Annotated in this window: 26 protein-coding genes; 11 read left to right on the forward strand and 15 right to left on the reverse strand. The window is 71.8% G+C overall.

From position 1 onward, the window contains the following. Positions 1–58: 58 nt before the first annotated feature. The 6 genes from HUT19_RS06580 (at position 59) to HUT19_RS06605 (ending at position 4,739) form a co-directional block, all read left to right on the forward strand. Entirely contained in the window at positions 59–994 is a 936-nt protein-coding gene (locus tag HUT19_RS06580; RefSeq protein WP_176179548.1) for a M56 family metallopeptidase, read from the forward strand. A gap of 146 nt (positions 995–1,140) precedes the next feature. Beyond that, the gene (locus HUT19_RS06585; protein ID WP_176179549.1) at positions 1,141–1,827 is read left to right on the forward strand and encodes a phosphatase PAP2 family protein; all 687 of its coding nucleotides are present in this window, start codon (positions 1,141–1,143) and stop codon (positions 1,825–1,827) included. Positions 1,828–2,028: 201 nt separating this feature from the next. After that, on the forward strand, positions 2,029–2,202 hold the full coding sequence (locus tag HUT19_RS06590) for a hypothetical protein (RefSeq protein WP_176179550.1): 174 nt from the start codon (positions 2,029–2,031) through the stop codon (positions 2,200–2,202). A 134-nt stretch (positions 2,203–2,336) separates the two neighbouring features. Beyond that, entirely contained in the window at positions 2,337–2,708 is a 372-nt protein-coding gene (locus HUT19_RS06595; RefSeq protein ID WP_176179551.1) for an ATP-binding protein, read from the forward strand. A 541-nt stretch (positions 2,709–3,249) separates the two neighbouring features. After that, positions 3,250–3,957, forward strand: coding sequence for an HAD family hydrolase (locus HUT19_RS06600; RefSeq protein ID WP_176186556.1), 708 nt, complete (start codon positions 3,250–3,252; stop codon positions 3,955–3,957). A 155-nt stretch (positions 3,958–4,112) separates the two neighbouring features. Then, positions 4,113–4,739, forward strand: coding sequence for a TetR/AcrR family transcriptional regulator (locus HUT19_RS06605; RefSeq protein ID WP_176179552.1), 627 nt, complete (start codon positions 4,113–4,115; stop codon positions 4,737–4,739). Between the two features lie 16 nt (positions 4,740–4,755). Here the strand turns inward: HUT19_RS06605 and HUT19_RS06610 are convergent, their stop codons facing one another. Further along, positions 4,756–6,237: an LVIVD repeat-containing protein gene (locus tag HUT19_RS06610; RefSeq protein WP_176179553.1), complete on the reverse strand. Its 1,482-nt coding sequence runs from the start codon at positions 6,235–6,237 to the stop codon at positions 4,756–4,758. A gap of 136 nt (positions 6,238–6,373) precedes the next feature. Here HUT19_RS06610 and HUT19_RS06615 point away from each other — a divergent pair, with 136 nt between their 5' ends. From HUT19_RS06615 to HUT19_RS06625, 3 genes are all read left to right on the forward strand, one after another. Next, positions 6,374–7,042, forward strand: coding sequence for a DUF305 domain-containing protein (locus HUT19_RS06615; RefSeq protein ID WP_176179554.1), 669 nt, complete (start codon positions 6,374–6,376; stop codon positions 7,040–7,042). A 214-nt stretch (positions 7,043–7,256) separates the two neighbouring features. Further along, positions 7,257–8,618 (forward strand): FAD-dependent oxidoreductase, encoded by a 1,362-nt coding sequence (locus tag HUT19_RS06620; protein ID WP_176179555.1) that lies wholly within the window; start codon positions 7,257–7,259, stop codon positions 8,616–8,618. A 272-nt stretch (positions 8,619–8,890) separates the two neighbouring features. Further along, on the forward strand, positions 8,891–10,318 hold the full coding sequence (locus HUT19_RS06625) for a nucleobase:cation symporter-2 family protein (RefSeq protein ID WP_176179556.1): 1,428 nt from the start codon (positions 8,891–8,893) through the stop codon (positions 10,316–10,318). On the opposite strand, the gene HUT19_RS06630 is transcribed toward HUT19_RS06625, so the two are convergent. From HUT19_RS06630 to HUT19_RS06650, 5 genes are all read right to left on the reverse strand, one after another. Then, a complete protein-coding gene (locus HUT19_RS06630) occupies positions 10,232–10,606 on the reverse strand; it encodes a helix-turn-helix transcriptional regulator (RefSeq protein WP_176179557.1) in 375 nt (124 codons plus the stop codon). The genes HUT19_RS06625 and HUT19_RS06630 overlap by 87 nt on opposite strands. 145 nt (positions 10,607–10,751) lie before the next feature. After that, complete coding sequence (locus HUT19_RS06635; protein ID WP_176179558.1) at positions 10,752–11,012, reverse strand: chorismate mutase; 261 nt, start codon at positions 11,010–11,012, stop codon at positions 10,752–10,754. Further along, on the reverse strand, positions 11,009–12,271 hold the full coding sequence (locus tag HUT19_RS06640; protein WP_176179559.1) for an ATP-grasp domain-containing protein: 1,263 nt from the start codon (positions 12,269–12,271) through the stop codon (positions 11,009–11,011). The genes HUT19_RS06635 and HUT19_RS06640 overlap by 4 nt, the downstream gene beginning before the upstream one ends. A gap of 20 nt (positions 12,272–12,291) precedes the next feature. After that, complete coding sequence (locus HUT19_RS06645) at positions 12,292–13,509, reverse strand: MFS transporter (protein ID WP_176179560.1); 1,218 nt, start codon at positions 13,507–13,509, stop codon at positions 12,292–12,294. Between the two features lie 14 nt (positions 13,510–13,523). Continuing rightward, on the reverse strand, positions 13,524–14,741 hold the full coding sequence (locus tag HUT19_RS06650) for an acetyl-CoA carboxylase biotin carboxylase subunit family protein (RefSeq protein ID WP_176179561.1): 1,218 nt from the start codon (positions 14,739–14,741) through the stop codon (positions 13,524–13,526). Between the two features lie 394 nt (positions 14,742–15,135). On the opposite strand from HUT19_RS06650, the gene HUT19_RS06655 reads away from it, so the two are divergent. Beyond that, positions 15,136–15,903 (forward strand): class II aldolase/adducin family protein, encoded by a 768-nt coding sequence (locus tag HUT19_RS06655; protein WP_254886129.1) that lies wholly within the window; start codon positions 15,136–15,138, stop codon positions 15,901–15,903. Positions 15,904–15,949: 46 nt separating this feature from the next. Here HUT19_RS06655 and HUT19_RS06660 read toward each other — a convergent pair whose 3' ends face one another. Beyond that, positions 15,950–17,179 carry an MFS transporter gene (locus tag HUT19_RS06660; protein WP_176179563.1) on the reverse strand — a complete coding sequence of 410 codons (1,230 nt, stop codon included), beginning with the start codon at positions 17,177–17,179 and terminating at the stop codon, positions 15,950–15,952. A 46-nt stretch (positions 17,180–17,225) separates the two neighbouring features. On the opposite strand from HUT19_RS06660, the gene HUT19_RS06665 reads away from it, so the two are divergent. Further along, the gene (locus tag HUT19_RS06665) at positions 17,226–18,632 is read left to right on the forward strand and encodes a PLP-dependent aminotransferase family protein (protein WP_176179564.1); all 1,407 of its coding nucleotides are present in this window, start codon (positions 17,226–17,228) and stop codon (positions 18,630–18,632) included. Between the two features lie 39 nt (positions 18,633–18,671). Here the strand turns inward: HUT19_RS06665 and HUT19_RS06670 are convergent, their stop codons facing one another. From HUT19_RS06670 to HUT19_RS06705, 8 genes are all read right to left on the reverse strand, one after another. After that, entirely contained in the window at positions 18,672–19,910 is a 1,239-nt protein-coding gene (locus tag HUT19_RS06670) for an ATP-grasp domain-containing protein (RefSeq protein WP_176179565.1), read from the reverse strand. Then, positions 19,907–21,274, reverse strand: a complete 1,368-nt coding sequence (locus tag HUT19_RS06675; protein ID WP_176179566.1) for a methylaspartate mutase — start codon at positions 21,272–21,274, stop codon at positions 19,907–19,909. The genes HUT19_RS06670 and HUT19_RS06675 overlap by 4 nt, the downstream gene beginning before the upstream one ends. Then, on the reverse strand, positions 21,271–21,732 hold the full coding sequence (locus HUT19_RS06680; RefSeq protein WP_176179567.1) for a cobalamin-dependent protein: 462 nt from the start codon (positions 21,730–21,732) through the stop codon (positions 21,271–21,273). The genes HUT19_RS06675 and HUT19_RS06680 overlap by 4 nt, the downstream gene beginning before the upstream one ends. Positions 21,733–21,737: 5 nt before the next feature. Further along, complete coding sequence (locus HUT19_RS06685) at positions 21,738–22,256, reverse strand: hypothetical protein (RefSeq protein WP_176179568.1); 519 nt, start codon at positions 22,254–22,256, stop codon at positions 21,738–21,740. A 66-nt stretch (positions 22,257–22,322) separates the two neighbouring features. After that, positions 22,323–23,564 (reverse strand): ATP-grasp domain-containing protein, encoded by a 1,242-nt coding sequence (locus HUT19_RS06690; protein WP_176179569.1) that lies wholly within the window; start codon positions 23,562–23,564, stop codon positions 22,323–22,325. Continuing rightward, positions 23,561–24,934: a TrpB-like pyridoxal phosphate-dependent enzyme gene (locus HUT19_RS06695; protein WP_176179570.1), complete on the reverse strand. Its 1,374-nt coding sequence runs from the start codon at positions 24,932–24,934 to the stop codon at positions 23,561–23,563. Before HUT19_RS06695 ends, HUT19_RS06690 begins: the two co-directional genes overlap by 4 nt. Beyond that, complete coding sequence (locus HUT19_RS06700; protein WP_176179571.1) at positions 24,934–25,620, reverse strand: transglutaminase family protein; 687 nt, start codon at positions 25,618–25,620, stop codon at positions 24,934–24,936. Before HUT19_RS06700 ends, HUT19_RS06695 begins: the two co-directional genes overlap by 1 nt. Beyond that, positions 25,617–26,801, reverse strand: coding sequence for an acyl-CoA dehydrogenase family protein (locus HUT19_RS06705; protein WP_176179572.1), 1,185 nt, complete (start codon positions 26,799–26,801; stop codon positions 25,617–25,619). The genes HUT19_RS06700 and HUT19_RS06705 overlap by 4 nt, the downstream gene beginning before the upstream one ends. Position 26,802: the final 1 nt, after the last annotated feature.

Raw genomic sequence — 26,802 nt, forward strand, 5'->3', positions numbered from 1 at the left:
GTCACTTCGCCTTCGGGACCGTACCCCGGTTCGACGCCGCGCCCATAGGGTGACGGCCATGATGGTCCCGCTCGTACTGATGGGCCTGGGCGCACTGGCGGCGGCAATGGCGCCACGCCTGATGTCCCGCTCCGACTGGGTCGACCGCGAACCCGTGCTCGCCCTCTGGGTGTGGCAGTGCGTCGTCGTCGCCGTGCTGCTGTGCTGTGCGCTCACCATGGCGCTCACCGCCGCGGCCGCCTCGGAGGCCGTACGCAGGAACGTCTTCGCGGGCGCGCCGCACGGTGTGGTGGAGGCGTACGCGCTCACCGGCTACGGGCCGTGGGCCGCGCCGGTGGCCCTCGCCCTCGCTTCCGGGGCCGTGTGGAGCGCGGTGATGCTGACCCGCGAGATCTGCCACGCCCGCGCCTGGCGCAAGCGGCACCGGGCCGAACTCCTCGTGCGTTCCCCGGTGTTGCCCGGTGAGGAGCCCGCCGGGGACCGTCTTGTCGTCCTGGAGGGCGACAAGCCCGACGCGTGGCTGCTGCCGGGCGTCACGCCCCAACTGGTCATCACCACCGCGGCGCTGCGCCGTCTCAAGGGCCGTCGGCTCGACGCCGTCATCGCCCATGAGCAGGGTCACGCGCGCGCCCGGCACCACTGGCTGCTGCACTGCTCGGGCGCGCTGGCCGGCGGCTTCCCGCAGGTGCCGGTCTTCGCGGCGTTCCGTGACGAGGTGCACCGGCTGGTGGAGCTGGCCGCCGACGACTCCGCCTCGCGCCGCTTCGGCCGGACCACCACGGCGCTGGCGCTGGTCGAACTCAACGAGGACAGCGGGGTGTTCGGCCCCTGTCCCAGCGGTCTCGCCCAGGTGCCGCAGCGGGTGGACCGGCTGCTGGCCCCCGCTTCGCGCCTCCCGGTGGGGCGCCGCTGGCGGCTGACGGCCGCGGCGCTGCTCGTACCGGTCGTTCCTCTGCTGGTGACGCTGGTACCGGCGCTGCGGGTGCTGGGCTGAGGCTGCTGGACTGAGCCTGCTGGGCTCAGCCGCTGGGCCGGGGCCCCGCCCCACCGCGCTCTCGCCGTACGCGGGCTCCACCGCGCGCTCGCCGCCCGTCCCACCCTCCTGGCACCCGGCCCCGCCCGTCAGCGATCATCGAGTGCATGCAGCCGCCGCCGATCCGCCACCCCGCCCGCACCTCGGCCGTGCTCTTCGCGTTCTTCCTCCTCGTGCTCGCGCTGGTGGCCGCCTCATGGGCTCCGCTGGACCGCGCCGACCGGGACATCGCGGTGTCCCTCCACCACTCCGCCGTGACGCACCACGACTCGACCGAGACCGCCCGGGTGCTGTCGGACTGGGTCTGGGACCCCTGGGCGATGCGTGCGCTGCTGGCGGTGGTGGTGGGGTGGCTGCTGTGGCGTCGCGAGTGGCTGACGGCCGGATGGGTCGCGGCCACGGCGGCCCTGGGCACGCTGCTCCAGCAGGTGATCAAGGCAGCGGTCGGCCGTGAGCGTCCGCACTGGCCCGATCCGGTGGACTCGGCGCACTACGCCGCCTTCCCGTCCGGCCACGCGCTCACCGCGACCGTCGCCTGCGGGCTGGTGCTCTGGGTGATGGCGCTGCACGGCGCGCGGGCCCGGTGGCGGTGGCCGGTGGCGGTGGCCGGTGCGGTGTCGGTGATCGGTGTGGGCCTCACCCGGCTGTACCTCGGGGTGCACTGGCCCAGCGATGTGCTGGGCGGCTGGCTGCTGGGGGCCGCACTGGTGTACGCCGCCGTCGCCGTGTATCCGTACGCGGCGTCCCGCGACGGCGAGCGCACCCCGTCCGACGAGGGGAACGTGCGGTCCTGAGCGGTCCGTCCCGCGCCGGCCCGCGCGAAGGGGCCGGGGAGACCGGAGGCCGGTTTCCTCCCCGCCGTATTCTTGACTGGCCCTCGCACCGGGGGCACCGGATCCACCCGCCGTCACGGCGGACGACGAGAGGCGAGCGCACTTCATGCATGGCACGCACCCCCGCGTACCGCGGGGACATGAGCGCGCGGGCGTCGCCGTATGACCACCCTCGGCGGCCCGGCGGGCGTCGCGCGCTCCGAACGGGCGGGGGACTTCTGGCGGGTCTCGCCGCCCGGCGATGTGCTGCGGCTGCCGGCCGTCACCGGCACCGACGGGTATCCGCCGCAGTGCCCGGACCTGGCATCCGCCCAGGCCGCGATCGGCGGCGGCTGACCGGGTCCGCACCCCAGGCCGCACGGCGGCGCCACGAATCCGCCGCACCACGGGAACCATGTCGCCGTACGCCCGACGGCCACGGGGAACATGTTGTACGAGCAAGGGTTGTACGAGCAGGGCAGGGAGGCACCATGCTGACGCTGCGATCCGACGGGGCATCCCTTGCCGATGCCCGGGATCTCGTCGGCGCGTTCCTCGCCGAACACTGCCCGGGCGTGGACGCGGCGGCGGTGAAGACCGTGATAAGTGAGCTGATCACCAACGCGATCCGGCACACCTCCGGTTCCTGGTCGCTGACGGCGGCACTGGCCGACGGCGTCTTCAGCGTCGATGTCCACGACAGCAGCAGCAGTCCGCCCGTGCCGCGTCCCGGTGTGCCGGACGGCACGGGCGGCTGGGGGATGCACATCATCAGCCGGCTGGCCCGGCAGATGGAGGTCACGCTCACCGCCCAGGGCAAGATCGTCACCGTCCAGTGGCCCGCCACCGGCGACATCCGCTGAGCGGGTCAGCCGCCGCCCACCGGCACAGGAGGGTCGTTGTCGAGGACCTCCTCCCCCCCGCGGCCACCGGCGCCCTCGCCCGCCACCCCGGGCTGCGCCATCTGCGTCTGGACCTGGCGGAGTTGGCCATGTGCGACTCGATGGGCTGACGGGGCTGCTCCGGATCCGCCGCCTCACCGGCGGCGCCGCGCACGGCCGGCGGCTCGGTGGTCCGCCCGGCGCCGATCGGCGGCGCACCCTGGCGGCGCCCGTCTCCGCCTCGACCGCCGCCCGGCCGCACTCGACCGGCTGCTGGACCTCACCGGAACCCTGGACCGTCTCCTCGCACCCCCACGGACGCGGACCGCCCGACTCCGGACCGGGTCGGCGCCGCGGACGGCCCGGAGTGGCGGACGGCCCGGAGTGGCGTTCCGCAACTCCGTTCCCCCATGGCATGGTTGATCAAGGAGCGGCGGCTGCCGCTCGTGGTCCCGCTGGGCGATGACGGTGAAGGGTGAGGCGTGTGGTGGAACGGCTGAGCACCGTCGGGCGGGGCGGGCCGCTGGGCGGTGTGCTGTTCGACTTCTCCGGGACGCTGTTCCGGATCGAGTCCGCCGAGTCCTGGCTGCGGGCGGCCCTGGAGATGACCGGGACGGCCGTGCCGGAGGAGGAGCTGGCGGGGTACGCGCGCGGTCTGGAGGAGGCCGGGGCGCTGCCGGGTGGTGCGCCGCCGGTCGCGGTGCCGCCGGATCTGGCGGAGCTGTGGAGCGCCCGGGACCGTACCGCCGAGTCGCACCGGGCCGCGTACACGGGACTGGCGCGCCAGGTGCCGCTCCCCCGCCCGGAGTTGTACGACGCCCTCTACGCACGCCACCGGGAGCCCGCCGCCTGGCGGCCGTACCCCGACGCCGCGGGGGTCCTCGCCGAGCTGCGGCGGCGCGGCGTACGGATCGGAGTGGTCAGCAACATCGGCTGGGACCTGCGCCCGGTCTTCCGGGCCCATGGTCTGGATCCGCTGGTGGACGCGTATGCGCTCTCCTACGAGCACGGGGTGCAGAAGCCCGACCCGCGCTTGTTCCGGGTCGCCTGCGACGCGCTGTCCCTGGCGCCGCACGAGGCTCTGATGGTGGGTGACGACCGGCGCGCGGACGGTGGTGCGGCGGCTGTGGGGTGCCGGGTGCACCTGGTCGAACATCTGCCGGTGGACCGGCGCCCGGACGCTCTGCGGGCGGTCCTGGAGCTGCTTCCGGACCGTTCCGGACCCCGTTGACCAGCACATCGTGCCGTGGTACGAACCCGCCGGCTCGGACGATCCCCCGCGTCGCCCGAACCGGCGGAGACAACAAGCCATCCTTTGGTGATCACCGGATAGCCGGATACCGCTCTGAGTATATTGGCTCGGAGCCAGCCAACGCAGGAGTAAGCATGTCCCCCCGCAGTGCATCGGTCAATGAGGAGCTGCGCCGCCGTTCCCAGGCCCGTCTGCTGGAGGCGACGGTCGAACTGGTCGGCGAGCGCGGGTACGAGGCGACGACGCTCGGCGATATCGCCGACCGGGCCGGGGCGGCCCGGGGGCTGGTGTCGTACTACTTCCCGGGCAAGCGACAGCTCTTCCAGACCGCCGTGCACCGGCTGATGCACACCGAGCTGGCCAGGGCGCTGGAGCGGGAGCCGGTCCCGGAGGGCGAGGGGTCCGGCCGGGAGCTGCTGGCACGGGCGATCGACACGATCCTGGGGCTGGCCCGGGACCGGCCGCGGCTGATGCGGACACATATGGCGGGGATCCTCGCGGCCGAAGGGTTCATCCAGTGCCCCGAACAGCAGCGGCTGGCCGAGCTGTTGCGCGAGACGGTGGTCCGCTACGGCTCCGCGGACCCCGACGGCGACTACCGGCTGCTGCGGGCGCTGCTGATGGGCGCGGTGGTGGCGGTGCTGCTGCCGGGGGCGCCGATGGCTCCGGAGCGGCTGCGGGCGGAGCTGTTCCACCGCTACGGACTGGACTGGGAGCTCGGTGACCCGCCGGGCGAGGAGCCGCCCGGCGGGTCCGTCTGACATCCGGCAGGGGCCGTCAGCGGTAGTCGGGCTGGGTCTGCACATTGAGCTCGGGCAGCCGGACCTTCCGGGCGCTGTCGGTGCGCTTGTCGTCGATCTTCAGCACATCGAGACCCTTGGCTATGTCGTTGGAGTAGATGTAGCCGTTGTAGTAGTACGCGGACCAGGCGCCGCCGCCGACGAGGGTGTCGGCCGAGAGCGGGCCGCGCTCGAAGTAGCCGATCTCCTGGGGACGGCTGGAGTCGGTGAAGTCCCAGACGGACACACCGCCCTGGTACCACGCCTGCACCATGATGTCGCGGCCCTTGGCCGGGATCAGCGAACCGTTGTGGGCGACGCAGTTCTCGGTGTCGGCCTGATGGCGCGGGATCTTGTAGTAGCCGCGGAAGACCAGCTTGCGCTTGTCGCCCTTGCCGGTGATGTCGTAGATGCCGTCGGCACCGCGGTCGGGCCCGATCCGGTCGTTGCAGGTGGCGGCACCGCCGCCGCCCAGCTCATCGGTGAACACGACCTTGGTGCCGCGTTCGTTGAAGGTCGCCGAGTGCCAGAAGGCGAAGTTGACGTTGTCCTCGACCCGGTCGATCACCCGGGGCTTCGCGGGGTCGGCGATGTCGAGGAGGATGCCGTCGCCCATGCACGCGCCCGCCGCCAGCTCCAGGTCGGGGAAGGTGGTGAGGTCATGGCAGCCGGTGGTCTGGGAGACACCGGGGTTGGTGGGGCCGCCGGGGTTGCCGCCGTCCGGGAAGAGCACGGGGAAGTCCACCACCGCGGCCTTCTCGGGGGCCCGGCGCGGCACCTTGATCACGGAGATGCCGTCGTGCGGGGGCCGGCAGTCCGGGAAGGTCTCGCTGGGCGCGTAGGAGGAGACGTAGATGTAGACGTCCCTGCGCTCGGGCACCAGGGTGTGGGTGTGCGAACCGCAGGAGGTCTCGACCGCGGCGACGTACTTGGGGTTCCGCTTGTCGCTGATGTCGAAGACCTTCATCCCCTCCCACGAGGACTTCTCGGTCGCGGGCTGGGTGGTGCTGGTGCAGGAGTTGTCGTTGCGCGAGGAGTCGGTCGACAGGAAGAGCAGATCGCCGGAGACCGAGACGTCGTTCTGCGCACCGGGGCAGAGCACCTGACTGACGATCTTCGGGGTCTTCGGCCGGCTGATGTCGTAGATGACAAAGCCGTCGTAGTTGCCCGCGAAGGCATAGTGGCCCTGGAAGGCCAGGTCGGAGTTGGTTCCCTTGAGGTCCTGCTTGGGGATGTTGGTGAGGTGGCTGATGTTGTCGCTGTGGACGATCTCGTCCACCCCGGGGATCTCGCCGTTCTCGATGGCGGCCCGGGTGTCGGCCGCCTGACCCTTCGTCACCCGCTCGCTGCGCGGGGCGTCACCGGGGTCGGGGGTCGCGGCCGCCGGTCCGGCCACCAGCAACGAGGCCACCAGGCCGATGGCTGCGAAGGCCGCTCCGAGGTATCTGCGCCGATGCGGGGATCTGTCCCACGGCTTCACTGCGTCCTCCCATGTCCTCTTTCTCCGTTCGGGGTTGAACGGTTCGCGGACGAGGGCAGTATCGCGCTTTCCATGTACACCACAACAGGGAGCAACATAATCGTCAGAAAGAATTCCCACCGCCCCGGGAGGCAACGTGTCGCACCGCCGTACGTCGCTCCGTACCGCGTCCCTCACGATCGCGGCGGCCACCGCCGCCCTGGCGCTCGCCCTCGCGGGGTGTGATGGACAGGGCGGGGAGCGGGCCGACACGGGCAAGGGGAAGGGCGGCGGTCCGGCGGTCATCGCACCGGGCGCCCCCGGTGGGTCGGCCCGGACCCTGTCGGCCGACGAGGCGGCGAAGGCGGGCGACGACGACTCCCCCAACTCCGCGGACCGGGCCTACGTCCGCATGATGATCCAGCACCACCGGCAAGCCCTGGTGATGACCGGCCTGGCGCCCGACCGGGCCGGATCGGGCAGGCTCAGACGGTTCGCGGAACGCATCGCCGCCGCCCAGCGGCCGGAGATCGACGCGATGAAGGGCTGGCTCACCACCCATGGCGGCGGCCGGGCGGACGGACACGAAGGGCATGGCGCGATGCCCGGGATGGCCACCCCGGAGCAGCTGGACGCGCTGCGCGCCGCCAAAGGCGCCGACTTCGACCGGCTCTTCCTCAAGCTGATGATCGCCCATCACCGGGGCGCGGTGGCCATGGCCACGGATGTGCTCGCCAAGGGCAACAACGTCCGGGTGGAGGAGATGGCGGGCGATGTCATCGCCCAGCAGAGCAGCGAGATCCGGCGGATGCGGCGGCTGGCGTAGGCCGTGTCCTCGCGGGTCCGGGCGGGACTTCGCGGACACGCCCCAGGGGCGCCGCGCCGTGCGCGCCACGGCCGGGGCCGTCTCACCGGCCGTCAGCGCGGGGCGCCGCCCGGCGGCGCCCCGTCACCCGTGCCGGTCATTGCGGCGCACGGGTACCTCCCACCGGGACCCTCCCGGTGGGATGCTGGAGACATCCTCCGGAAGGAGCTCCTCCGTGCTGCGTGTCGCGGTCGTCGGATCCGGGCCGAGCGGGGTGTACACGGCCCAGGCGCTGGTTCAGCAGCAGACCGTCCCCGAGGTGACGGTCGATGTGCTGGACCGGCTGCCGTGCCCGTACGGACTGGTGCGCTACGGCGTCGCCCCGGACCACGAGAAGATCAAGTCGCTCCAGCACACCCTGCGCGCGGTGCTGGAGCACCCCCGGGTGCGCTTCCTGGGCCATGTGCCGGTGGGGCCGCCGCCGCTGACGCCCGAGCGGCTGCTCGGGCTCTACCACGCGGTGGTCTACTGCGTCGGGGCGGCGACCGACCGGCGGCTCGGCGTCCCCGGTGAGGAGCTGCCGGGCAGCGCCTCCGCCACCGAGTTCGTCTCCTGGTACAGCGCCCATCCGGACGCCCCCGGTGACGCCTTCGGCCCCGGCGACGCCTTCGCGCTCGGCGCCCGCTCCGCCGTGGTGATCGGGGTCGGCAATGTGGCGGTGGACGTGGCGCGGATCCTGGCCCGCGGAGCGGAGGAGCTGCGCCCCACCGATGTGCCGCACGCCGCGCTCGGAGCGCTCGCCGACAGCCGGGTGACCGATGTCCACATGGTCGGCAGGCGCGGCCCCTCCCAGGCGAAGTTCACCACCAAGGAACTGCGCGAGCTGGGCGCGCTGTCCGGCGCCGAGGTGCTCGTGCGCCCCGAGGAACTGGCGCTCGACCCCGCGTACGGCGACCCGTCCGGGCTGCCGGGGCAGGGTCGGCGCAATATCGAGGTGCTGCGCGCATGGGCGGAGCGGGAGCCGCTGGGCCGGCCGCGGCGGATCCATCTGCGCTTCTTCCTGCGCCCGGTGGAGCTGCTGGGCGAACACGCGGTGCACGCCGTGCGCTTCGAGCGGACCGCCCCGGACGACGGCGGCGGGGTCACGGGCACCGGGGTGTTCGAGGAGATCGAGGCGCAGTTGGTGCTGCGGTCGGTGGGCTACCGCGGAGTGGCGCTGCCGGGACTGCCGTTCGACGCCGACCGGGGCACGGTGCCCAACGCGGCGGGGCGGGTGCTGCGCGGCGGGGCGTCCTCGTCCGGTGAGTACGTGGCGGGGTGGATCAAACGCGGGCCGACCGGGGTGATCGGCACCAACCGCCCCTGCGCCAAGGAGACCGTGGCCTCGCTGCTGGCCGACGCGGAGGCACTGGCGGCCCGCCCGGTGGCCGGGGATCCGCTGCGGGAGCTGCGCGCGGCCGGGCTGGAGCCGGTGCAGTGGCCGGGGTGGCTGCGGATCGAGGCGGCGGAGGCGGCGCTCGGGGAGACGCTGGGGCGCCCGACGGTGAAGATCCCGGACTGGACGGGACTGCTCGGCGCGGCACACGGACGGGACTGAGCACCGCCGCGGATCCGGCCCCGGCGACGAGCCCGAGCAGCGCCGCCGATACGGCCCCGGCGACGAGCCCGAGCACCGCCGCGGGCCGTGCCCCGGGCGCCGTGGATCCGGTCCCGGCTGCCACGGATCCGTTCGCAGGGGTTGACACACGTCGGCAACGGCCCTGAAATCAACAGACTGTTGAATCCCTCTGCGTCGAGTCCGCCGCCCCCGCCGCGGGACCGGAGTTCCCGGCCCTCCCCCTCCCCCGCCGTACCGCGCAAGGAGCAGCCATGACATCCGTACGTCCCGTACGCCATCCCGTGGACGAGATACCACCGCCCGGCAGGCTCACGGCCCTGGGCCTCCAGCATGTGCTGGCCATGTACGCGGGGGCGGTGGCCGTGCCCCTGATCGTCGGCGGCGCGATGAAGCTCTCCCCCGCCGATCTGGCCTATCTCATCAACGCCGATCTGCTGCTGTGCGGGATCGCGACCGTGCTCCAGTGCGTCGGGCTGTGGCGGTTCGGCGTCCGGCTGCCGATCATGCAGGGCTGCACCTTCGCCGCGGTCACCCCGATGGTGCTCATCGGCACCGAGGGCGGCGGACTGACCGCGATCTACGGCTCGGTGATCGTGTCCGGGCTGGCGATGATGCTGCTGGCGCCGGTCTTCGGGCGGCTGCTGAGGTTCTTCCCCCCGCTGGTGACCGGTACGGTGATCCTGGTCATCGGCCTGTCGCTGCTGCCGGTCGCGGGCAACTGGGCGGCGGGCGGCCAGGGCGCAGCGGACTTCGGGGCGCCGAGGAACATCGGTCTCGCCGCGGCGGTACTGGTCCTCGTGATCGCCGTGCAGCGCTTCGGCCCCGGTTTCCTCGGCCGGGTCGCGGTGCTGGTCGGCATCCTGGGCGGGACCGCGGCCGCCGTACCGCTGGGGTTCACCGACTTCTCCGGGGTGGGCGACTCCGAGTGGGTGGGGGTCTCCACCCCGTTCCACTTCGGTGCGCCGACGTTCGAGGCGGCGGCCGTGGTGTCGATGCTGATCGTGGCCCTGGTGACGATGACCGAGACAACGGGTGACTTCATCGCGGTGGGCGAGATGACCGACCGTGCGGTGGACGGCCGGCGGCTGGCGGACGGACTGCGTGCGGACGGTGCGGCCACCGTGCTCGGCGGTGTCTTCAACACCTTCCCGTACACCGCCTTCGCGCAGAACGTGGGCCTGGTGGGGATGACCCGGGTGCGCAGCCGGTGGGTGGTGGCGGCCGCAGGCGGGATGCTGGTGGTACTCGGACTCGCGCCGAAGCTGGGCGCGGTCGTGGCGGCGGTCCCGGCCCCGGTGCTGGGCGGGGCCGGTCTGGTGATGTTCGGTACGGTCGCCGCGAGCGGGCTGCGAACGCTGGCCGGGGTCGGCTTCCGGGACAACCACAACCTCACGGTGGTGGCGGTGTCGGTCGGGGTCGGACTGCTGCCGGTGGGGGTGCCGGGGATCTACCGGGAGTTCCCGGACTGGTTCCAGACGGTGATGGACAGCGGGATCAGCGCGGGTTGTGTGACGGCCATCGCGCTCAATCTGCTCTTCAACCATCTGCCGGGCGGGCGGACCCCGGCCACGGGCCCTGCTCCGGCCGCCGACTCAGCCCCGGTCGCCGCCGACGCGCCCGTCCTGGAGGGCGGCGGCGCCCAGCACACTGTCGAGCAGACCGGGGAACAGCGCGTCTAGGTCCTCGCGGCGCAGGGCGTTCATCTTGGCGGTGCCCCGGTAGATCTGGTGGATCACCCCGGCTTCGCGCAGCACCCGGCAGTGGTGGGTGGTGGTGGATTTGCTGACGGGCAGGTCGAGGACCGAACAGGACACCTCGACCGGCTCCTCCGCCAGCGTCCGCACCACCCGCATCCGCGTCGGGTCGGCCAGCGCGTGCAGCACGTCCTCGAGACGGATCTCCTCACGCCGCGGGTGCTCCAGCGAGCGGCCGGTCACCTGGGCCTGGGGCGTGGTCTGCGTCTGCACGGCTTCTCCTCGTCACCTGGGGTATTCCACCCAGGGTACGAGACCCATCGTAGTTTGACACTCTTCGTACTACGATGGGTTCCGGCGTGTTCGTCGGGATACGTCCGGTGACGGCCGCACCGGGCGGGTGAACGGGGGCGGGGGCTCACTCCCGCGAGGCGTCCCGTGCCATCTCCAGGAGCAGCAGCCCCAACCGGTTGCCCAGGGGGCCCAGTTCGGTGCGGTAGTGCAGCAGGGTCCCGTTCTCCCGGGCCAGTTCGGACCGCGGTACGCCCCTGGCCCCGCGCAGCTTGCCGAGCTGCCGCGCCGCCGCGCTGCGCTGCTGGACCAGTGCCGCGATGGCGCGGTCCAGGTCGTCGACGACGGCCTGCTGTTCCTCCAGCTCGGAGGCGTCGGTGTGGTTCATGCGAACGGGTCCAGTACTTCATGGGCCTGGGCGAGCACATCCCGCATCGGCACCGCGGACACATCCTCGGTGCCGACGGGTTCGGTCCGGATGACGATCGACTCGGCCAGCTCCCGGCTCCGGCGGACGGCCTCCTCCCGGGTCGCCGCGTGCACCAGCACATAGCCGCGCCGGTCGTCCGACCACTGCTCCGGCCGGACCGTGTCCCCGACCTCCAGGTACACCTTCAGCTCGGCCACGCCGCGGGCCGCGCGCACCGCGTCGACCCCGCTCACCTCGGTGACCCGCCCCGGCGCCACCCGGAGGAAGCGGATGGCGGCCGCGCCCCTCGGCTCGGGGGGCGGCACGGTGAAGTCCCCACGGGCCTCGCGCTGGAAGGGCAGGTCCTCCAGATCGACACCGGTGGCCAGCTCGACCAGCTTGCTGATCCGGTCACCGCCGCAGCGGCTGTGCGACTCCACCACCCGCGGTCCGCTCTCCGTCAGCATGATCTCGGTATGGGCCACCCCGTCCACCAGGCCCACCGCGTCCAGCACCTCCCGGGTGAACGCGGCGACCGCCTCGGCGTCCGGCGCGGGCAGCGCGGCCGGGATGACATGGCCCCGCTCGATCACCCCGCCGTCGGTCTCCTTGCCGGTGATCGCGAGCACGGTGTGCCGACCGTCCAGGGTGAAGGTCTCGACGCTGATCTCCTCGCCCTCGAGCAGCTCCTCGACCATGAAGTCACCATGCCCGTAGGTCTCGATCCACTCCCATACCTCGTCCACCTCACCGGGAGAGCGCACGGTGCGGACGCCCAGGCTCCCGGAACCCATGACGGGCTTCACCACCGCGCCGCCGTGTGCGGCGGCGAACGCGCGCAGTTCCTCGCGGGTGGTTCTGCGGGCGGCCGGGACGGGGCCGATGCCCTTGGCATTGAGCAGTTCCCGCAGCGCCATCTTGTCGTGCAGGGTGGCCGTGACCTCGGCGCCGTTTCCGGGGAGGCCGAGGACGGTGTTCAGATGCCCGGCGATCACCTGGCCGATCTCGCTCTGGGTGATGATCCGGGAGAACGGGTCATGGGTGTGGAGCGTCCGGGTCAGCTCGGTCACCAGTCCGATGTCCTGGTAGTCGAAGAGATGGACCCGCTCGCAGTACTCCATGATGTCCGGGTCGAAAACCCCGGGCTTCTCGTAGTTGGTGATCCGCAGTCCCGAAGCGGCCGCCTTCTGGAGAATGCGGGGAATTCCGCCGAGGACAAGGATGTGAGGCATTGCCATGTCTACCCCAAAGACAGTTGTCAACGATGGGCTTCGGCCCGGCTCTTGATCCCTGGAGCCGGTGCCGATCTGAACCGCAAGAAACCAGTGAGATAGAGGACGCATGCCGCGGCGACCGCTGCCGTGGGCATCCATCCACCGAAAGTGCCGCCCCGATGCTCCGCCACATATCCGCACAGGGCGCTGCCGGCGGCCACTCCGACATTGGCGCTGGAACCGGCCCAGGTGAACACTTCCTGGAGCCGGTCCTCCGTTCCGCGGACACGGCCCAGCATGGTGAATTCCTCGATACCGATGGCCGCCATGGGAATGCCCGCGAGGAACAGCGCCCCCGCCAGCGCCCAGGGACCGGACTGCGAGGACACCAGCGCGAACAGGGCCAGCCAGGCGGCCAGCAGCAGCCCGAGGCGGCGCCCGGGAATCTTCTCCGCGGGCAGCAGTCCGTACAGCGCACCGCCCAGCACACTGCCCAGAGCGGGCGCCAGCAGGACGTACCCCGCGGACTCCGCGGCGCCCGACTCGTCGAGCACCGACACCACGGCCACATCCATCGCGCCCGCCACCGCGGCGGTGGTCGCGGCGACGCACAGCAGCCAGACCACCGGTGGCGACAGCGTCCGCGCCGCCCGGCCGCGTACGGCCGCGCCGGACGCGCCCAGATGGCGGCGGACGAGCCGGGTCGAGGCGAACCCCACACCGCCCACCACCACACAGCCGTCCGCGACCACCAGACCCAGCCGCGGGTCGAGCGCGGCCAGGGCGCCGGTCGCGGGCGGGGCGGCGATGAAGAGGAGTTCGGTGACCACGGACTCGAAGGAGTTGGCCGGGACGTGGAGCCGTTCCGGCAGCTCCGTCTTCGGCCACAGCGCCCGCATGGCCGCGCCGATGGGGGGCGTGGTGAAGCCGAGGACGCACGCGCCGGTGAGGAAGCCCGGTACGGAGCGGGCCTCGGCCCCGGACAGCGCCAGCGCCGTCCCGGCCACCCCGGCGGTCGCCCCCACCGCGTAGACCGGGGAGGTGCCGAACCGCGAGCTGAGCCGCCCGGCGACGGGGCTGCCGAGCGCCACTCCGACGGTCAGCCCGCTGGCGCCCAGTCCGCCCACCCCGATGCCCAGCCGCGCCGTGCCCAGGAAGAGCACGCTCAGTCCGCATGCGACATAACCGAACCGTCCGATCAGCGCGAAGAATTCGGCCGGTTTGGCCCCGGGAACACGGAAGAGTTCCGCATACTGCCTCACCGCGAGCTCCGGAACTACTGGACGCGGCGGGGGGAAACCGGGGCGAGTTCCAGTGTGATGGCGTCCTCGATCGCCTTGAGCTGGGCGAAGAAGTCGGCGAAGTCCCGGCTCGTGGCCAGCACCCGGAACGGATGGGCGATCGTCCCGTCGTCCGCCGCCATCCGGTCACCAGGCGACTTGGCCCGGACCACCTCCAGCACCCCGGGCAGCGCGGCGAGTTCCTCCTCACCGCCGATATCGGTGATCTCGAACTCGCCCTCCGGGGCCTGCGGGGTGTAGTAGAAGGCGTGACCGGTGAACTCGGGAAACTCCTCGAGCTGCCGACCGAGCGCGGCGAGCCCCAGCTGCCGCAGTACGTCGTAACCGGCCGCCGCCCGCAGCAGTTCGGCGACTCCGCCGCCGATCCGGCCGTTGACCTCGATCACCACCGGGCCGGAGGGGGTGAGCATCAACTCGGTGTGGGTCGCGCCCCAGGTGACCCCGAGGGCTCGCAGGGCGTCCGTCGTGGCCTCGCCGATCCGGTCCACGCGCCCCTCGGGCAGCCCGGACGGCATCACATCCCCCACCTCGCGGAACGGAGGGGCCAGCGGCAGCTTGTCGGTGACCGCGAGATGGTGGATCACGCCGTCCGCCACGACGGACTCGACGCTCACACGCGTGCCCATACGTTCGTCGTCATGCCAGTTCTGACCGGCGATGACCTCTTCGACCACGAAGATCGGCCGGGATCCGACCACCCGGCGGTCGGTCGCGTACCGCTCCAGGGCGTCCGTGTACGCGGCAACCAGGGCGTCCGGGGTCTCGGCGCGGGTGACGCACAGACTGCCCATCCCCACGGCCGGTTTGAGCATCAGCGGGAACGTCAGCTCCTCGGCGGCCCGCCGCAGCTCGCACTCGTCGGACACCACGGCGAACGCGGGGCAGTGGACGCCCGCGGCGCTCAACGCCAGCCGCTGGAGGTCCTTGCGCCGCAACCGGATCGCGGTCTGCGGGGTGTTGCCGGGCAGGCCGAGCGCGGCGGCGGCGACCGAGGCGTGATAGCTCACCATCTCGCTGAGGGCCAGCACACCGTCCACCGGCGTGCCCCGCGCGACCGTCCGGAGCACCTCGTCGATGACCTGGTCGGGGCGGTCGACGGTCTCCACCGGCCCGAGCGCGCCGAGTCGTTCGTTACGGAGCGCCTGCTCCGCCTCCGACCCCCAGCGCAGCGTGACAACGGTGTATGTGGCCATGCCATGCAAGGAGGTCACGATGTCGTGCAATCCCGGCCCGGGAGGCGCATCCACCAGAACGAGGTGCGGCTTGGACGACGGTAACACGCGCTCTCCCCCCAAATTTTTGGACACGCGCACGCACAAGGCGGCACACTCTTCTCAGAGGTGCCGTTCGGTCAATTCAACTCCGGGTTACGGAAAGACACTGGAATCCTAACTCAGAACTGATCGAAGTCAATAGCTGTCAGCTCCTCCTGACGGGGGCTCACCATGGTGGCACCCCGTAACCTCCGCTGGTCAGGCGGCTTGCTTGACATGAACCACAGCGGGTGCGAGAAAATCGTGACGTCTCAATCACTCGTCAGTGCGTTTCGAAGTGGAGTATTGAGTGAGTCTTTCCGATCTCAAACCCATACCGAGAGACCAGCTCAGCTTACGGCTGCCGCAGGTATTCGACGACATCGCGGAAGAGCGGCGGCACCGCCAGGAGAGCCTGGTTATCGCATTCCGCTTGTTCGGCCGGTTCGGCTTCGAAGAGGGAATCGCCGGGCACATCACGGCACGCGACCCGGAGCACACCGATCACTTCTGGGTCAATCCGTACGGCATGTCCTTCAAACACATCCGGGTCAGCGATCTGTGCCTGGTGAACCACCGGGGCGAGGTGGTCCACGGCCGTTACGACATCAACGAGGCGGCGTTCGCGATTCATTCCCGGATCCACGCGGCCCGCCCCGAGGTGGTGGCCGCCGCCCACAGCCACTCCATCCACGGCAAGGCGTTCTCCGCCCTCGGCGAGTTGCTGGAGCCCATCACCCAGGATGTCTGCGCCTTCTACGAGGACCACGCGCTGTACGAGGAGTACAACGGCGTGGTGGACGACCTCGAGGAAGGACGGCGGATCGCCCGCGCCCTCGGCGGCCACAAAGCGGTGATCCTGCGTAACCACGGACTGCTCACCGTGGGGCGGTACGTGGAGGCCGCCGCCTGGTGGTTCATCACCATGGAGCGGTCCTGTCAGGCACAGTTGCTCGCCAAGGCGGCGGGCGAGGTCGTGCACATCGACCACGACACCGCCCTGATGACACAGAAGGACATCGGCACCGACGACATGGCGTGGACCAACTTCCAGCCGCTGCGCGACCAGACCGTCAGAAGCGAGCCCGATCTCTTCGACTGAGGCCAGGCCGGATCGGGACCGGGCCGCCGCACCGTGGCGGGCCGTATCACCCCTGTTGGGTGGTCTCATCCGGCCGGGCGGCCGCGCGGTCGGCCGCCCGGTCCCGCCACGCGGGCAGGAAGGCGATGAGCATCAGCAGCGCGGTCAGGGCGAAGGCCCGCGGATAGCCGACCGGAGCGGCCAGCGCCCCGAAGCCCACGGCGCCCACGCCCATCCCCGCGTCGTAGGCGAAGTTCCACAGCGCGCTGACCGTGCCGTATCCGGAGGCCGTGACCCGGGCGTACATCAGGGTGATGGTGGCGTTCTGGGCGACTCCGAAACCGATGCCGAACAGCGCCACCCCGGCCACCACGGCCACCGGGTTTCCGGTGAGCGCGGTGACGAGGATCCCGGCGGCAGACGCGAGCAGACCGGGCACCACCAGTCCGGCGGGCCCGTGCCGGTCGCCGTGACGCCCCGCGGCCCAGCGGGCCGCGGTCGACGCGGCGGGCTGGACGAACAGCGCCACCGCTACCAGCCCCGTGTACGTCGACGGAACGGCCAGCGGCAGGAAGGTGACCACGATCCCGGCGCCGAGCGCGGTGGTCGCGAACACCAGGGTGGGCCGCAGCAGTCCGGGTGTACGGAATCCGGCGACGATGCCCAGCGGACGGTCCGGCGTCGGCTCCCGGGCGGGCAGCCCCGGCACCACGACGATCGCGGCCAGCGCCACCACCGCCCCCGTCACGGCCACGGTGGTGTAGCCGATGTGGGTCGCCAGCCAGACCCCCGCGGGCAGCCCCACCAGCGAGGGCACCCCCGCCACGATGCCGGCCACCGCCAGCCCCTCGCCGCGCCGCTCGGGCGGGATCAGAGACACCGTCAGCGCACCACCGGCCACCACCGTCAGGGCAAAGCCGAATCCGCGCAGCAGACAGACCGCCACGATCCACACCATGCCGTCGAACGCGGTCAGCACCAGCGCGGGCGCGCCGAGCAGCACCAGACCCACCGCCAGCGAGACGCGATAGCCGTAGCGGCCGACGAACCGCGGGGTGATCAGCTCCCCGGCCACCGTGGCCAGCATCAGCGCCCCGGTGGCCAGGCCCGCGGCGTTGCTGCCGCCGCCGGACGACTCCTTGGCGTAGAGCGGGACGACCGACAGCAGCAGGAAGAAGCTCGCCGAGGCGCCGATCACCGTCACAAAGCGCAGCAGCAGCGCCCGGGTCACCAGCCGCGGCCGGGCGACGGCGGCGGTGCCGGTGTCGGGGGTCTGCGGGTCCGTCGATGAGGTCATACCGGAACGGTAGAGACCGGGCGGGTCACCGGTAAGCTCCATTTCCATGCCGCTGGAGTGGTCCGGTCTGTCGCCGGATCTGTTGCTGGTCCTCGACCGGGAGGGCGGGGAGCCCCTGCGGTCGCAGTTGGAGCGTCAGCTCCGGGACGCCATCCGGTCCGGGCGGCTCCAGGTCGGCGAGCGGCTGCCGTCCTCCCGTGAACTGGCCCGCCGTCTCGCGCTGTCCCGGGGGCTGGTGCAGGACGCCTACGCCCAGCTCCAGGCCGAGGGATATCTCGTCACCCGGGTCGGCTCGGCCACCCGGGTCGCCGCGGGCGCGGGTGCCCCGCCCGCCACGGCCCGGCCCTCCCCGGAGCGTTCGCGGCTGGTGGCGGACTTCCAGTGGGGTGTCCCCGAGCTGAGCGGCTTTCCGCTGGCCGACTGGCTGTGGGCGATGCGGGACGCGGGCCGCACCATGCCGGTGTCGGCGCTCGGCTACGGCGATCCGCGGGGCAGTGCGGTGCTGCGCGAGGTGCTGGCCGGATATCTGCGGCGGGTGCGGGCGGCGTCGGCGGATCCGGAGCGGATGGTGATCTGCTCCGGCTATGCCCAGGGGCTCGGGCTGGCACTGCGCGCACTCGCCCAGAGCGGGGTGCGCACGGTGGCGTACGAGGATCCGGGCTCGCCCGCGGCGACCTCCTCGGTGGTGGCCTGGGCGGGCCTTTCGGCGGTGCCGGCGCCGGTGGACGAGCACGGGATCGACGTCACGGCGCTGGAGGCCACCGACGCCCGCGCGGTGGTCGTCACCCCGGCGCACCAGTGGCCGACCGGGGTGGTGCTGGCGCCCGAGCGGCGCCGGGCGCTGATCGCCTGGGCGCGGCGGCGGGACGCCACCATCATCGAGGACGACTACGACGCGGAGTTCCGCTACGACCGGGAGCCGGTCGGCGCGCTCCAGGGGCTGGCCGCCGACCGGGTGATCGCCATCGGCACCGTCAGCAAATCGCTCGCGCCGGGGCTGCGGATCGGCTGGCTGCTGTGCCCGCCGGCCGTCGTGGAGCGGATCACCGAGCACAAGTATCTGAACGACCGCGGCTCCCCGGTGCTCGATCAGCTCGCCCTGGCGCGGATGATCGAGTCCGGTCGCTTCGATCGCCATCTGCGCCGGATGCGCACGCTCTACGAAGCCCGGCGCACGGCGTTGGTCCGGGCCCTGGACACCCATGCGCCCGATGTGAAGGTGAGCGGTCTCGCGGCCGGCTTCCACGCGGTGGCGCATCTCGGCGACCAGGCCGATGAACGGGCCGTGGTCGCCGCCGCGCGGGCCCGGTCCGTGGGCCTGTACGGGATGAGCGCATGCCGTGCGGACCGGGCGGCGGAGCCGGTGGAACTCGTCCTCGGCTTCGGCAATGTGGGCGAGCGCGCCATCGCGGAGGGCATCGCCGCGGTGGGCGATCTGCTCTCCGGCTGCTGAGCCCGAGCGGGATGACCGGGCCGGCCGGGACGACCGGGGCTACCGGGTGTGGACAGTGAGCTTGCCGAGGGTGGCGCGGCAGCGCTCGACGGCCGTGTCGGTGTCGGGGCCGCGGACGGCGACATGGCCCAGACCGTCCCACTGACCGTCGAAGGACCGCACGGTGTCGCCGGGTTCCACCCACAGGTCGACCGCCAGGGTGTCCGGTGCGGTGTGCACCGCGTCCAGCCCCTCGACGCGCTCGACGGTGCCCTCCTCGGCCGTGATCAGCCAGCTCGCGGCGGCGCCGCGGGCCGCCGGGCGGTCCGGCAGCGCCTCCACCAGACCCACCGGCCAGCCGATCGCCATGGACATCGGGTCATGGCCGTGGACGGCCTCGATCATGTCGGTGAGCAGGGCGCCGCCCACGCGGTTCTGGGATTCGCAGATGACCGGGCCGTCGGGGCCGAGGATGAGTTCGGTGTGGGTGGGCCCGTCGCGGAATCCCATGGCGTCGAGGAACCGGGTCGTGGTGTCCACCAGCGCCCGTTCGTCCTCCGGCGACAGCCGCCCGGGAATGGCGTGGCCGACGTGTACGTGGTTGCGCTTGTCGGTGATCGCCTCGGTCACGGCCATCACCACGTGGCGGCCGCCGAAGCTGAAGGACTCCGCGCTGTAGAGCGGCCCTTCGATGTACTCCTCCATGATGAAACGGTCGACGTCATAGCTGTCGATGAGGGGGTGGCCGGAGCCGCCGCGCAACTGCTGGACATGGCGCCACGCGGTGTCGGTGGCGCTCTCGTCGTGGACCCGCATCACGCCGAAACTGGCGGTGCCGTTGACGGGTTTGACGATGAACGGGTAGCCGTGCGCTGCGCCGAACTCCTTCAGGCTCTCCTGGCCGGTCACCAGTGCGGCACCGACCCGGGGCAGATGTTCCGGCGCCCGCTCGGCGAGCCGGGTGCGCATCAGCCACTTGTCCGTGAAGCGGTGGCTCACCTCGTAGGACGTACCGCCCAGGCCCAGCAGGTCGTTGACCCGGGCGGCCGGGTCGAGTCCGGGCTCGGTCAGCGAGACGGCGGCGGTGAACTCCCGCTCCTGGTACGCCTTCTCGACCAGGGGGCGCAGGATCTCCCAGTCGGTGTAGTCGGCGAGGATCGCGGTGTCCACCAGGGGGCGCTGCTCGGGCCGCAAGTCCTCCTCGAACTGGCAGTAGACGACGTCCAGTCCGAGGTCCTTGGCCTTCTGGAGCTGATATCCCGGACCTCCGATGAGCAGGATGCGGTCGGGGCGCGTCATGTCGGTTCCTCGCAGAATAGGTTCGGAAAGTAGTTGATGTCGCGGGTGAGGTCGGCGAGCAGCGAACCGGGGGGCGTCCCGGGGCCGTCGGGGCCGTGCAGCAGCTCGTGGTGGCGGCGCAGGGTGGTGCCGGACAGCGGCAGGGCACCGGCGGAGAGATAGCGGATGGCGCCCTCGGCGTCGCGCTTGGGAACGATCGCGGAGCGGGCGAACCGGCTGGCGCTGAAGGGGATGTCCAGGGTGCCGCGGGCGAACGCCTCGACGATCGCGGCCGCCGGATCGCGGCCCCGTTCCAGCACCGGTTCGACGATCTCGGCGACCTCGGCGAGGATCCAGCCGCGCTCCTCGCGCACCCGGTCCCGGTCCACCGAAAGGAAGTCCAGCAGCCGGGAGTTGGCGCGGTCGGCCAGCCGCAGCCCGTCGATGTTGGCCCGGGTGCCGGGAATCCCCGCCGCCTCCTCGTAGGTCTTGGTGATGAGCTTGGAGGCGCCGCCCAGCCGGGCGACCAGCGCCCCGTAGAGGATCAGGTCCTCCGCGTGGCCGCGCTGCCGGGGGAAGACGCCCATGAACTCGTGGAGCACCGGGTGCACCTGGACATCGGCGGGAAGGTGGTGCCGCGCCAGGATCTCGATCGCCTCGAGCGCGGCCACGTCCTGGACCAGATGGCCGCCCTGCGGATAGGCCACGGACAGACACTTCACCCCGGCACGGGTGGCGAGGACCGCTTCCAGAACGCTCACCGCCAGGCTGATCGAGGGCGGGACGAGGACGGCGGTGAGCGTGCCGAACAACTCGCGGTCGACCACGACGCCGAGGTCGGCCAGAGCGCCGCAGCGCCGGTCGACGGCCTCCCACGCGGCGAGTGACGCGCTGAGCGGAACGTCTTTGGAGTAGGGCAGGTTGTACGAGATCCCGCCCCCTTCGAACGAGGTGATCCCGGCGGCGACCGCCACGTCGAACAGCACCCGCGGATCCGGTGAACCGTGCCGGATCTCCAGCGGCGCCCCGACCGCCTCGTTGAGCTCCCGGCCGCGCCGCCAGCCGTGGCTGACCAGGGGGTAGCCGTTGAGGTCCTGCGGCCGGGTGGCCAGGGTGCGGGCCGCCCGGTCGAAGCGCCGCAGCCGGGTGTGGGAGTCGATGGTCAGGGTGAGGACGTCCGGTCCGGCCTCCGCCTCCAGCGCCAGCAGCAGCGCCTTCATCTCCGCGTGGCCACCGACCCCGCAGCGGGGCTGGAGGGCCACCCGGCCGTCGTCCCGGGCCCCGGCCAGCACCTCGGCCGCGGTGGGCTTGCCCAGGCCGGCGATGTACGCGGCCGACTCCCGGAGTCCGGGAAGGACTCCGGGAGCCGCGGCGGACGGACTCATGACACCAGGGAGCGCTCGACCCGCGCCACCTCCGCGCGGGTGGCGCGCAGCCGGTCCAGCACGGCCGGCAGGTCGTCGGGGTCCTCGACGATCCGGTCCACGCCCAGGTCGTACAGGCGGGAGACGGCCGAGGGGTCCTTGACGCTGCCCACCGACAGATTCCCGCCGACAACGACGGGACATCCGATGCGCCCGGATCTCCGGGCCTCCGGGAGGTCCCTCAAGTCCTCGTGGACATGGCCGTTGAGGCTGCCGATGAGGATCGCCTCCGCCTCCGGGTGCTCCCGGTACGCCCTGGCGAACTCCTCCACCGGGGTGCACGCCCCGAGGTTGACCACCTCGAAGCCCTGTCCGCGCAGTGCGTAGGCGATGAGCTGGTTGGCCACCACATGGCAGTCGCTCGCGGCCACTCCGAGGATGACCAGACGGCGCCCGGCGGTCGTGTGTGCCGAGGACATCGGGGCTAGACCAGCTCGCCGGTGCAGGCGTCGTCCAGATACGCCTGCTTGGCGGCGGCGTCGCGGGCGGAGCGCAGATAGCGGGACCAGGCACGCCGCTCGTGTGAGGTGGCGTCGAGCTCCATCACGCACTGGGTGGGCCGCAGAAAACCCGGCTTCGGCGGATAGGGCAGGAAGCCCGCGTCGTCCTTGTAGTACAGGCCCTGCCACATCTCGTTCTTGTCGCGCCAGACGCACACCAGCATGAAGTACTTGGCGCCGTCCCGGTGGAGCAGGACGAAGCCCATCTCCTTACGGAACTCCAGCCGCCCGGCGGCCGCTTCGGCGCGGAGGAAGTCCCGGGCCTCGGTGCTGACGTCCGGGGTGGCCGCCACTTCGGGGCGGCGGATGTCGTACCACTTCAGACAGGCGTCGGGCAGGACGAGGGGGTCACCGGGGAAGATCTGCTTGGGGTTGTGCGACCAGTCCGCCGGGTATTCGGCGAGCCCGGTGAGCTGGGAAGCGGTCTGTGTCATCTGGTCCATGCCTCTCGTGGTCTCGGGAGGTGCGGTGAGTGGCGGCCGCCGGACGACGGCCGCCGGGAGCGGGGGTCAGGCCGGAAGGGGCGCGCGGTACAGGCCGTGCTGTTCGAGCTCCCGCAGCCGCCGGTAGTCGGCGGTGATCCGCTCCGGGTCGTCCGCGCTGAGGTACAGATAGCCGGGTGAGGTGAACAGGTCGACGGTGCGCGGCAGCGGCGCGCCCTCGGCGTGGGTGAGCACGATCTCGACGAGCGAGCCCAGCGCCCGGACGGGGGCGAAGCGCTCGTCGGAGAGAACGGCCCCGTCATGGGGGTTGATCAGGGTGACATAGCGCAGCCGGGACCGGATCCGGTAGCGCGGCAGCCGTCCCCCGGTCAGCTCCTCGGGGTGGGCCACCGCCCGGGCCAGACAGTCCACCTGGTCGGTGCCGAGGAACCGGGACACCACCGACGGGGCGTGGGATCCGCCGAGCCGGGCGGCGGACTCGACGAGCACCGGCCCGGTGTCCGTGACGATGACCTCGGTGTGCGAGGCGCCGTTGCGGACCTCCAGGGCGTCCAGCACGGCCAGGGCGTAGTCGGTGACGGTGGCCACCACCGGCTCGTCCGGCGGCACCGGCTCCTCGTAGTCGTACATCGGATGGGCGCCGTCGACGGGGCTCTTGCGGTACCGCCACACCTCCACCATGTGGTGGACACCGTCGCGGCTGACCGTGTTGACGAAGTACTCGTCGCCGCGCAGATACTCCTGGCCGAGCACGGTCGTATTGGCCCCGGAGTAGCGGTCGGTGCTCGTGGTGATGGCGGTGAAGGTCTCCCGCAGCTCGGCCTCGGAGTGGCAGAAGCGCACATGGTCGGTCCCGGCGCTGGCGCGGGGTTTGACCACCACCGGCCAGCTGTCCAACTCGCTTGCCCAGGCGATGAGTTCATCGGCGAAGGACGCGGTGACACCGCGCGCGGTGGCGAGTCCGGCGGCCCGGACCGCCTCGGCCATGGCGGATTTGTCCCGCCGGACCAGGGGGTTGGTCATCCCGTTGCCCGGGGTGCCGAGGGCCGCGGACAGCGCGTCGGCGAGCAGCACACCCGACTCGGTGCCGGGGAGGACGATGTCCACGCCCTCGTGGCGCAGCGCCCTGGCGGTGGCCGCCACATCGCCGAGGTGCTCGATCTCCACCGCGCAACCGCCCTGGGCCCGCCCCGACAGATGCACATCGGGGGTGTCGGACCGCACATGGACACTCTCCACACCGTGGCGGGCCAGGGCCCCGGGCAGAAAGGCCCCGATGCCATGGGCGTCGACGACGGCGGCCCTCATCGGCTACCGCTCGCTCGGGGAATGCCGGCGGCGGCGTGGGCGAGCATGTCCTCGTCGGCCTCGGCGTCGGTCAGCTCGCCCGCGAAGTACTTCTGGTAGGCGGCGAGGTCGAAGTGGCCGTGGCCGGACAGGCCGAAGACGATGGTCTTGGCGCTGCCCTCCGCTCGGCAGCGCAGCGCCTCGTCGATGGCGACGCGGATGGCGTGGGTGGACTCGGGCGCGGGCAGGATGCCCTCCGTCCGGGCGAACCGGACACCGGCCTCGAGACAGCCGACCTGGGGTACGGCGACCGCCTCCATCAGCCCCTCCTCGATCACCCGCGTGATCATCGGGCCGATACCGTGGGCGCGCAGCCCGCCCGCATGGACCGACGGCGGAATGAACTGGTGGCCGAGGGTGTGCATCCGGAACAGCGGGCCGAGCTGCCCGGTGTCCGCGTAGTCGTAGGCCACGGTGCCGCGGGTCAGGGTGGGGCAGGCGGCGGGCTCCACGGCGATCACCCGCACCGGGCGGCCACCGCGCAGCTGGGCGCCGATGAAGGGGAAGGCCAGCCCGGCCAGATTGCTGCCGCCCCCGGCGCAGCCGACGATGATGTCCGGATAGTCCTCGGCCGACTCCAGCTGCTTCAGGGCCTCCTGGCCGATGACGGTCTGGTGCAGCAGGACGTGGTTGGCCGCGCTGCCGAGCACATAGCCGAGCGAGGGGTCCTGGGCGAACGTCTCCAGCGCCTCGGAGGTGGCGATGCCCAGGCTTCCGGGGCAGTCGGGGTCATCGGCGAGGATCTTGCGGCCGACGGCCGTCTCCGGACTGGGGCTGGGGACGCAGACCGCCCCGTAGGTCTCCATCAGCGCGGTGCGGTACGGCTTCTGCCGGGCGCTCACCCTGACCATGTAGACCGTGGCGGACATCCCGAAGAACGAGGCGCTGAGCGCGGTGGCGCTCCCCCACTGTCCGGCGCCGGTCTCGGTCACCAGTCCGGTCTTCCCGGCCTGCTTGTTGTAGTACGCCTGGGCGATCCCGGTGTTGGGCTTGTGGCTGCCGGTGGGGGCGACGCCCTCGTACTTGTAGTAGATCCGCGCCGGGGTGTCGAGCGCCCGCTCCAGCCGCCGGGCCCGGTACAGCGGCGAGGGGCGCCACTGGGCGTAGAGCTGCCGGACCGGCTCGGGGATCTCGAACTCGCGTGCCGTGCCGGTCTCCTGCTCGATCAGCGGCTCGGGCATGGTGTGCGCCATCTCGTCACGGGAGAGCGGCTGCCCGGTCCGCGGGTTGAGCGCGGGCGCGAGCGCGGGGCCCGGCAGATCCGCGGCCAGGTTGTACCAGTGGGTCGGCGCGTCCGCCTGTGCCAGCGGAAACGTCGTCCTCTCCATCATCAGGCCCCTTTCGCGGTGGTGGCCTCGGCGACGAGTGAGCCGGGGGCCGTGGTGTGTGCTCCGGCGAACAGCCGCGGATGGGCCTGCCGGATCCCGTCGACCACCAGGTCGTACGGGACGTCGTCGAACTCGCCGCGGTCGGCGAGGAATTCCATGTGGCGGCGGCCCTGTTCGTCGTAGGGGTGGTAGAGGCTGTCGGCGAGCCCGTCGAACTCCAAGGGGCGGATGCCGTAGAGCTTGCAGAGCAGTTTGTTGAAGACCGGGGTGGCCCTGACCCAGACGCCGTTCAGCCGGACCGAGGTGAGGCTGTGGAAGCGGAAGACATCGCCGCCGACCAGCTCACGCAGGCGCGGGGAGGCCAGGTGGTTGCGCACATCGGCGTAGACCACCCGGCTGGGGATGCCGACGGCGCGCACCGCCGTCGCGTAGACGATGGACTTGTGGACGCAGAATCCCGAGCCGCGGTCGATGACGGCCGCGGCGGTCAGGCCCCGGCGGGACAGATCGGCGTCGTAGACGTCGTAGCGGATGCCGTCCCGCACGGCGTAGTACAGGGCGACGGCCTTCTCCACCTCGCTCGTGGCGTCCGCTCCGGCGAGGGCGGTCTCGACGAAGCCCTGTACGGCCGGGGTGTCGTGGTTGAGGAACTCGGTGCACTTCCGTGCCGATTCGAGGTGTTCGGTCATGCCGTCCTCTTCTCTTGTCCGCCGCGGGCGGCGGAGGCCCGGTCCAGCCCCAGGAAGACGGCCAGGCGCTGACGCTGCATCTCCGAGGTCCCCGAGTAGATGGTCCCGGAGACCGCGTTCCGCAACTCCTTCTCGATGCCGTACTCGGTGGTGTACCCGGCCCCGCCGAAGATCTGTACGGCCGCCAGCGCGGACCGGACGTTGGCCTCGCTGACCACCAGCTTGGCGATGGCCAGGTCGGACACCACGCTCTCCCGCGCGGTGAACTTCTCCGCGGTGTCGTAGAGCCACTTGCGGGAGGTCTCCACGTCCATCTTCATATCGACGATGCGATGGGACACCGCCTGGTTCGCGCCGATGTGCACCCCGAACTGGGTCCGGGTGCGGGCGTGGTCGACGCACCGCTCCAGGCGGTGGCACATCTCACCGAGGGTGCCGGAGAAGCCGCACAGGATCTCCCACTTCATCACCTCGTCGAGGATCAGGAAGCCCGAGCCCACCGAGCCCAGCACCTGGGAGCGGGCCACCCGGACGCCGTCGAGGAAGACCTCGGACAGCGGGGAGGTGCGCAGCCCCATCTTGCCGACGGGGTTGCCGACGGTGAGGCCGGGGGTGTCGGTGGGGACGAGAAAGGCGGTGAGGGCGTCCAGGGCGCCCGCGGTGCCGGTGCGCGCGTAGACCACCAGCAGATCGGCGATGGGGCCGTTGCTCACAAATGCCTTGCTGCCGCTCAGCAGGAAGTCCTCGCCGTCGGCCACCGCGGTGGTGCGCATCCCCATCACATCCGAGCCGCCGTCCGGTTCGGTGATCGCGTGTGCGCCGATCAGGGTGCCGGAGCAGATCCCGGGCAGATAGCGCTGCTTGAGCGCCGTGGACCCGAAGCGCTGGAGCGGTACCCCGGTGCTCACGATATGGGTGGAGACCGAGAAGGTCAGCCCCGCGTCCCGGCAGCTGTGGCCCAGCCCCTCCAATACGTACATGGTGGTCGGCAGGTCCTGGCCGAGCCCGCCCCATTCGGTGGCGAACGGCAGCCCGAACAGGCCCATGTCGCGCAGCCGGGCCCAGCCGTCCCAGGTGAACTCCCCCGCGCCGTCCCGCTCCAGGTGGTCGGCGCCGATCGCCGCCCCAACCTTCTCGACCGCGGCCCGTAAGGACCGCTGTTCCTCACTCCAGTGCCTCACA

This window comes from Streptomyces sp. NA02950, assembly GCF_013364155.1.
In the GTDB taxonomy this organism is placed as follows: domain Bacteria; phylum Actinomycetota; class Actinomycetes; order Streptomycetales; family Streptomycetaceae; genus Streptomyces.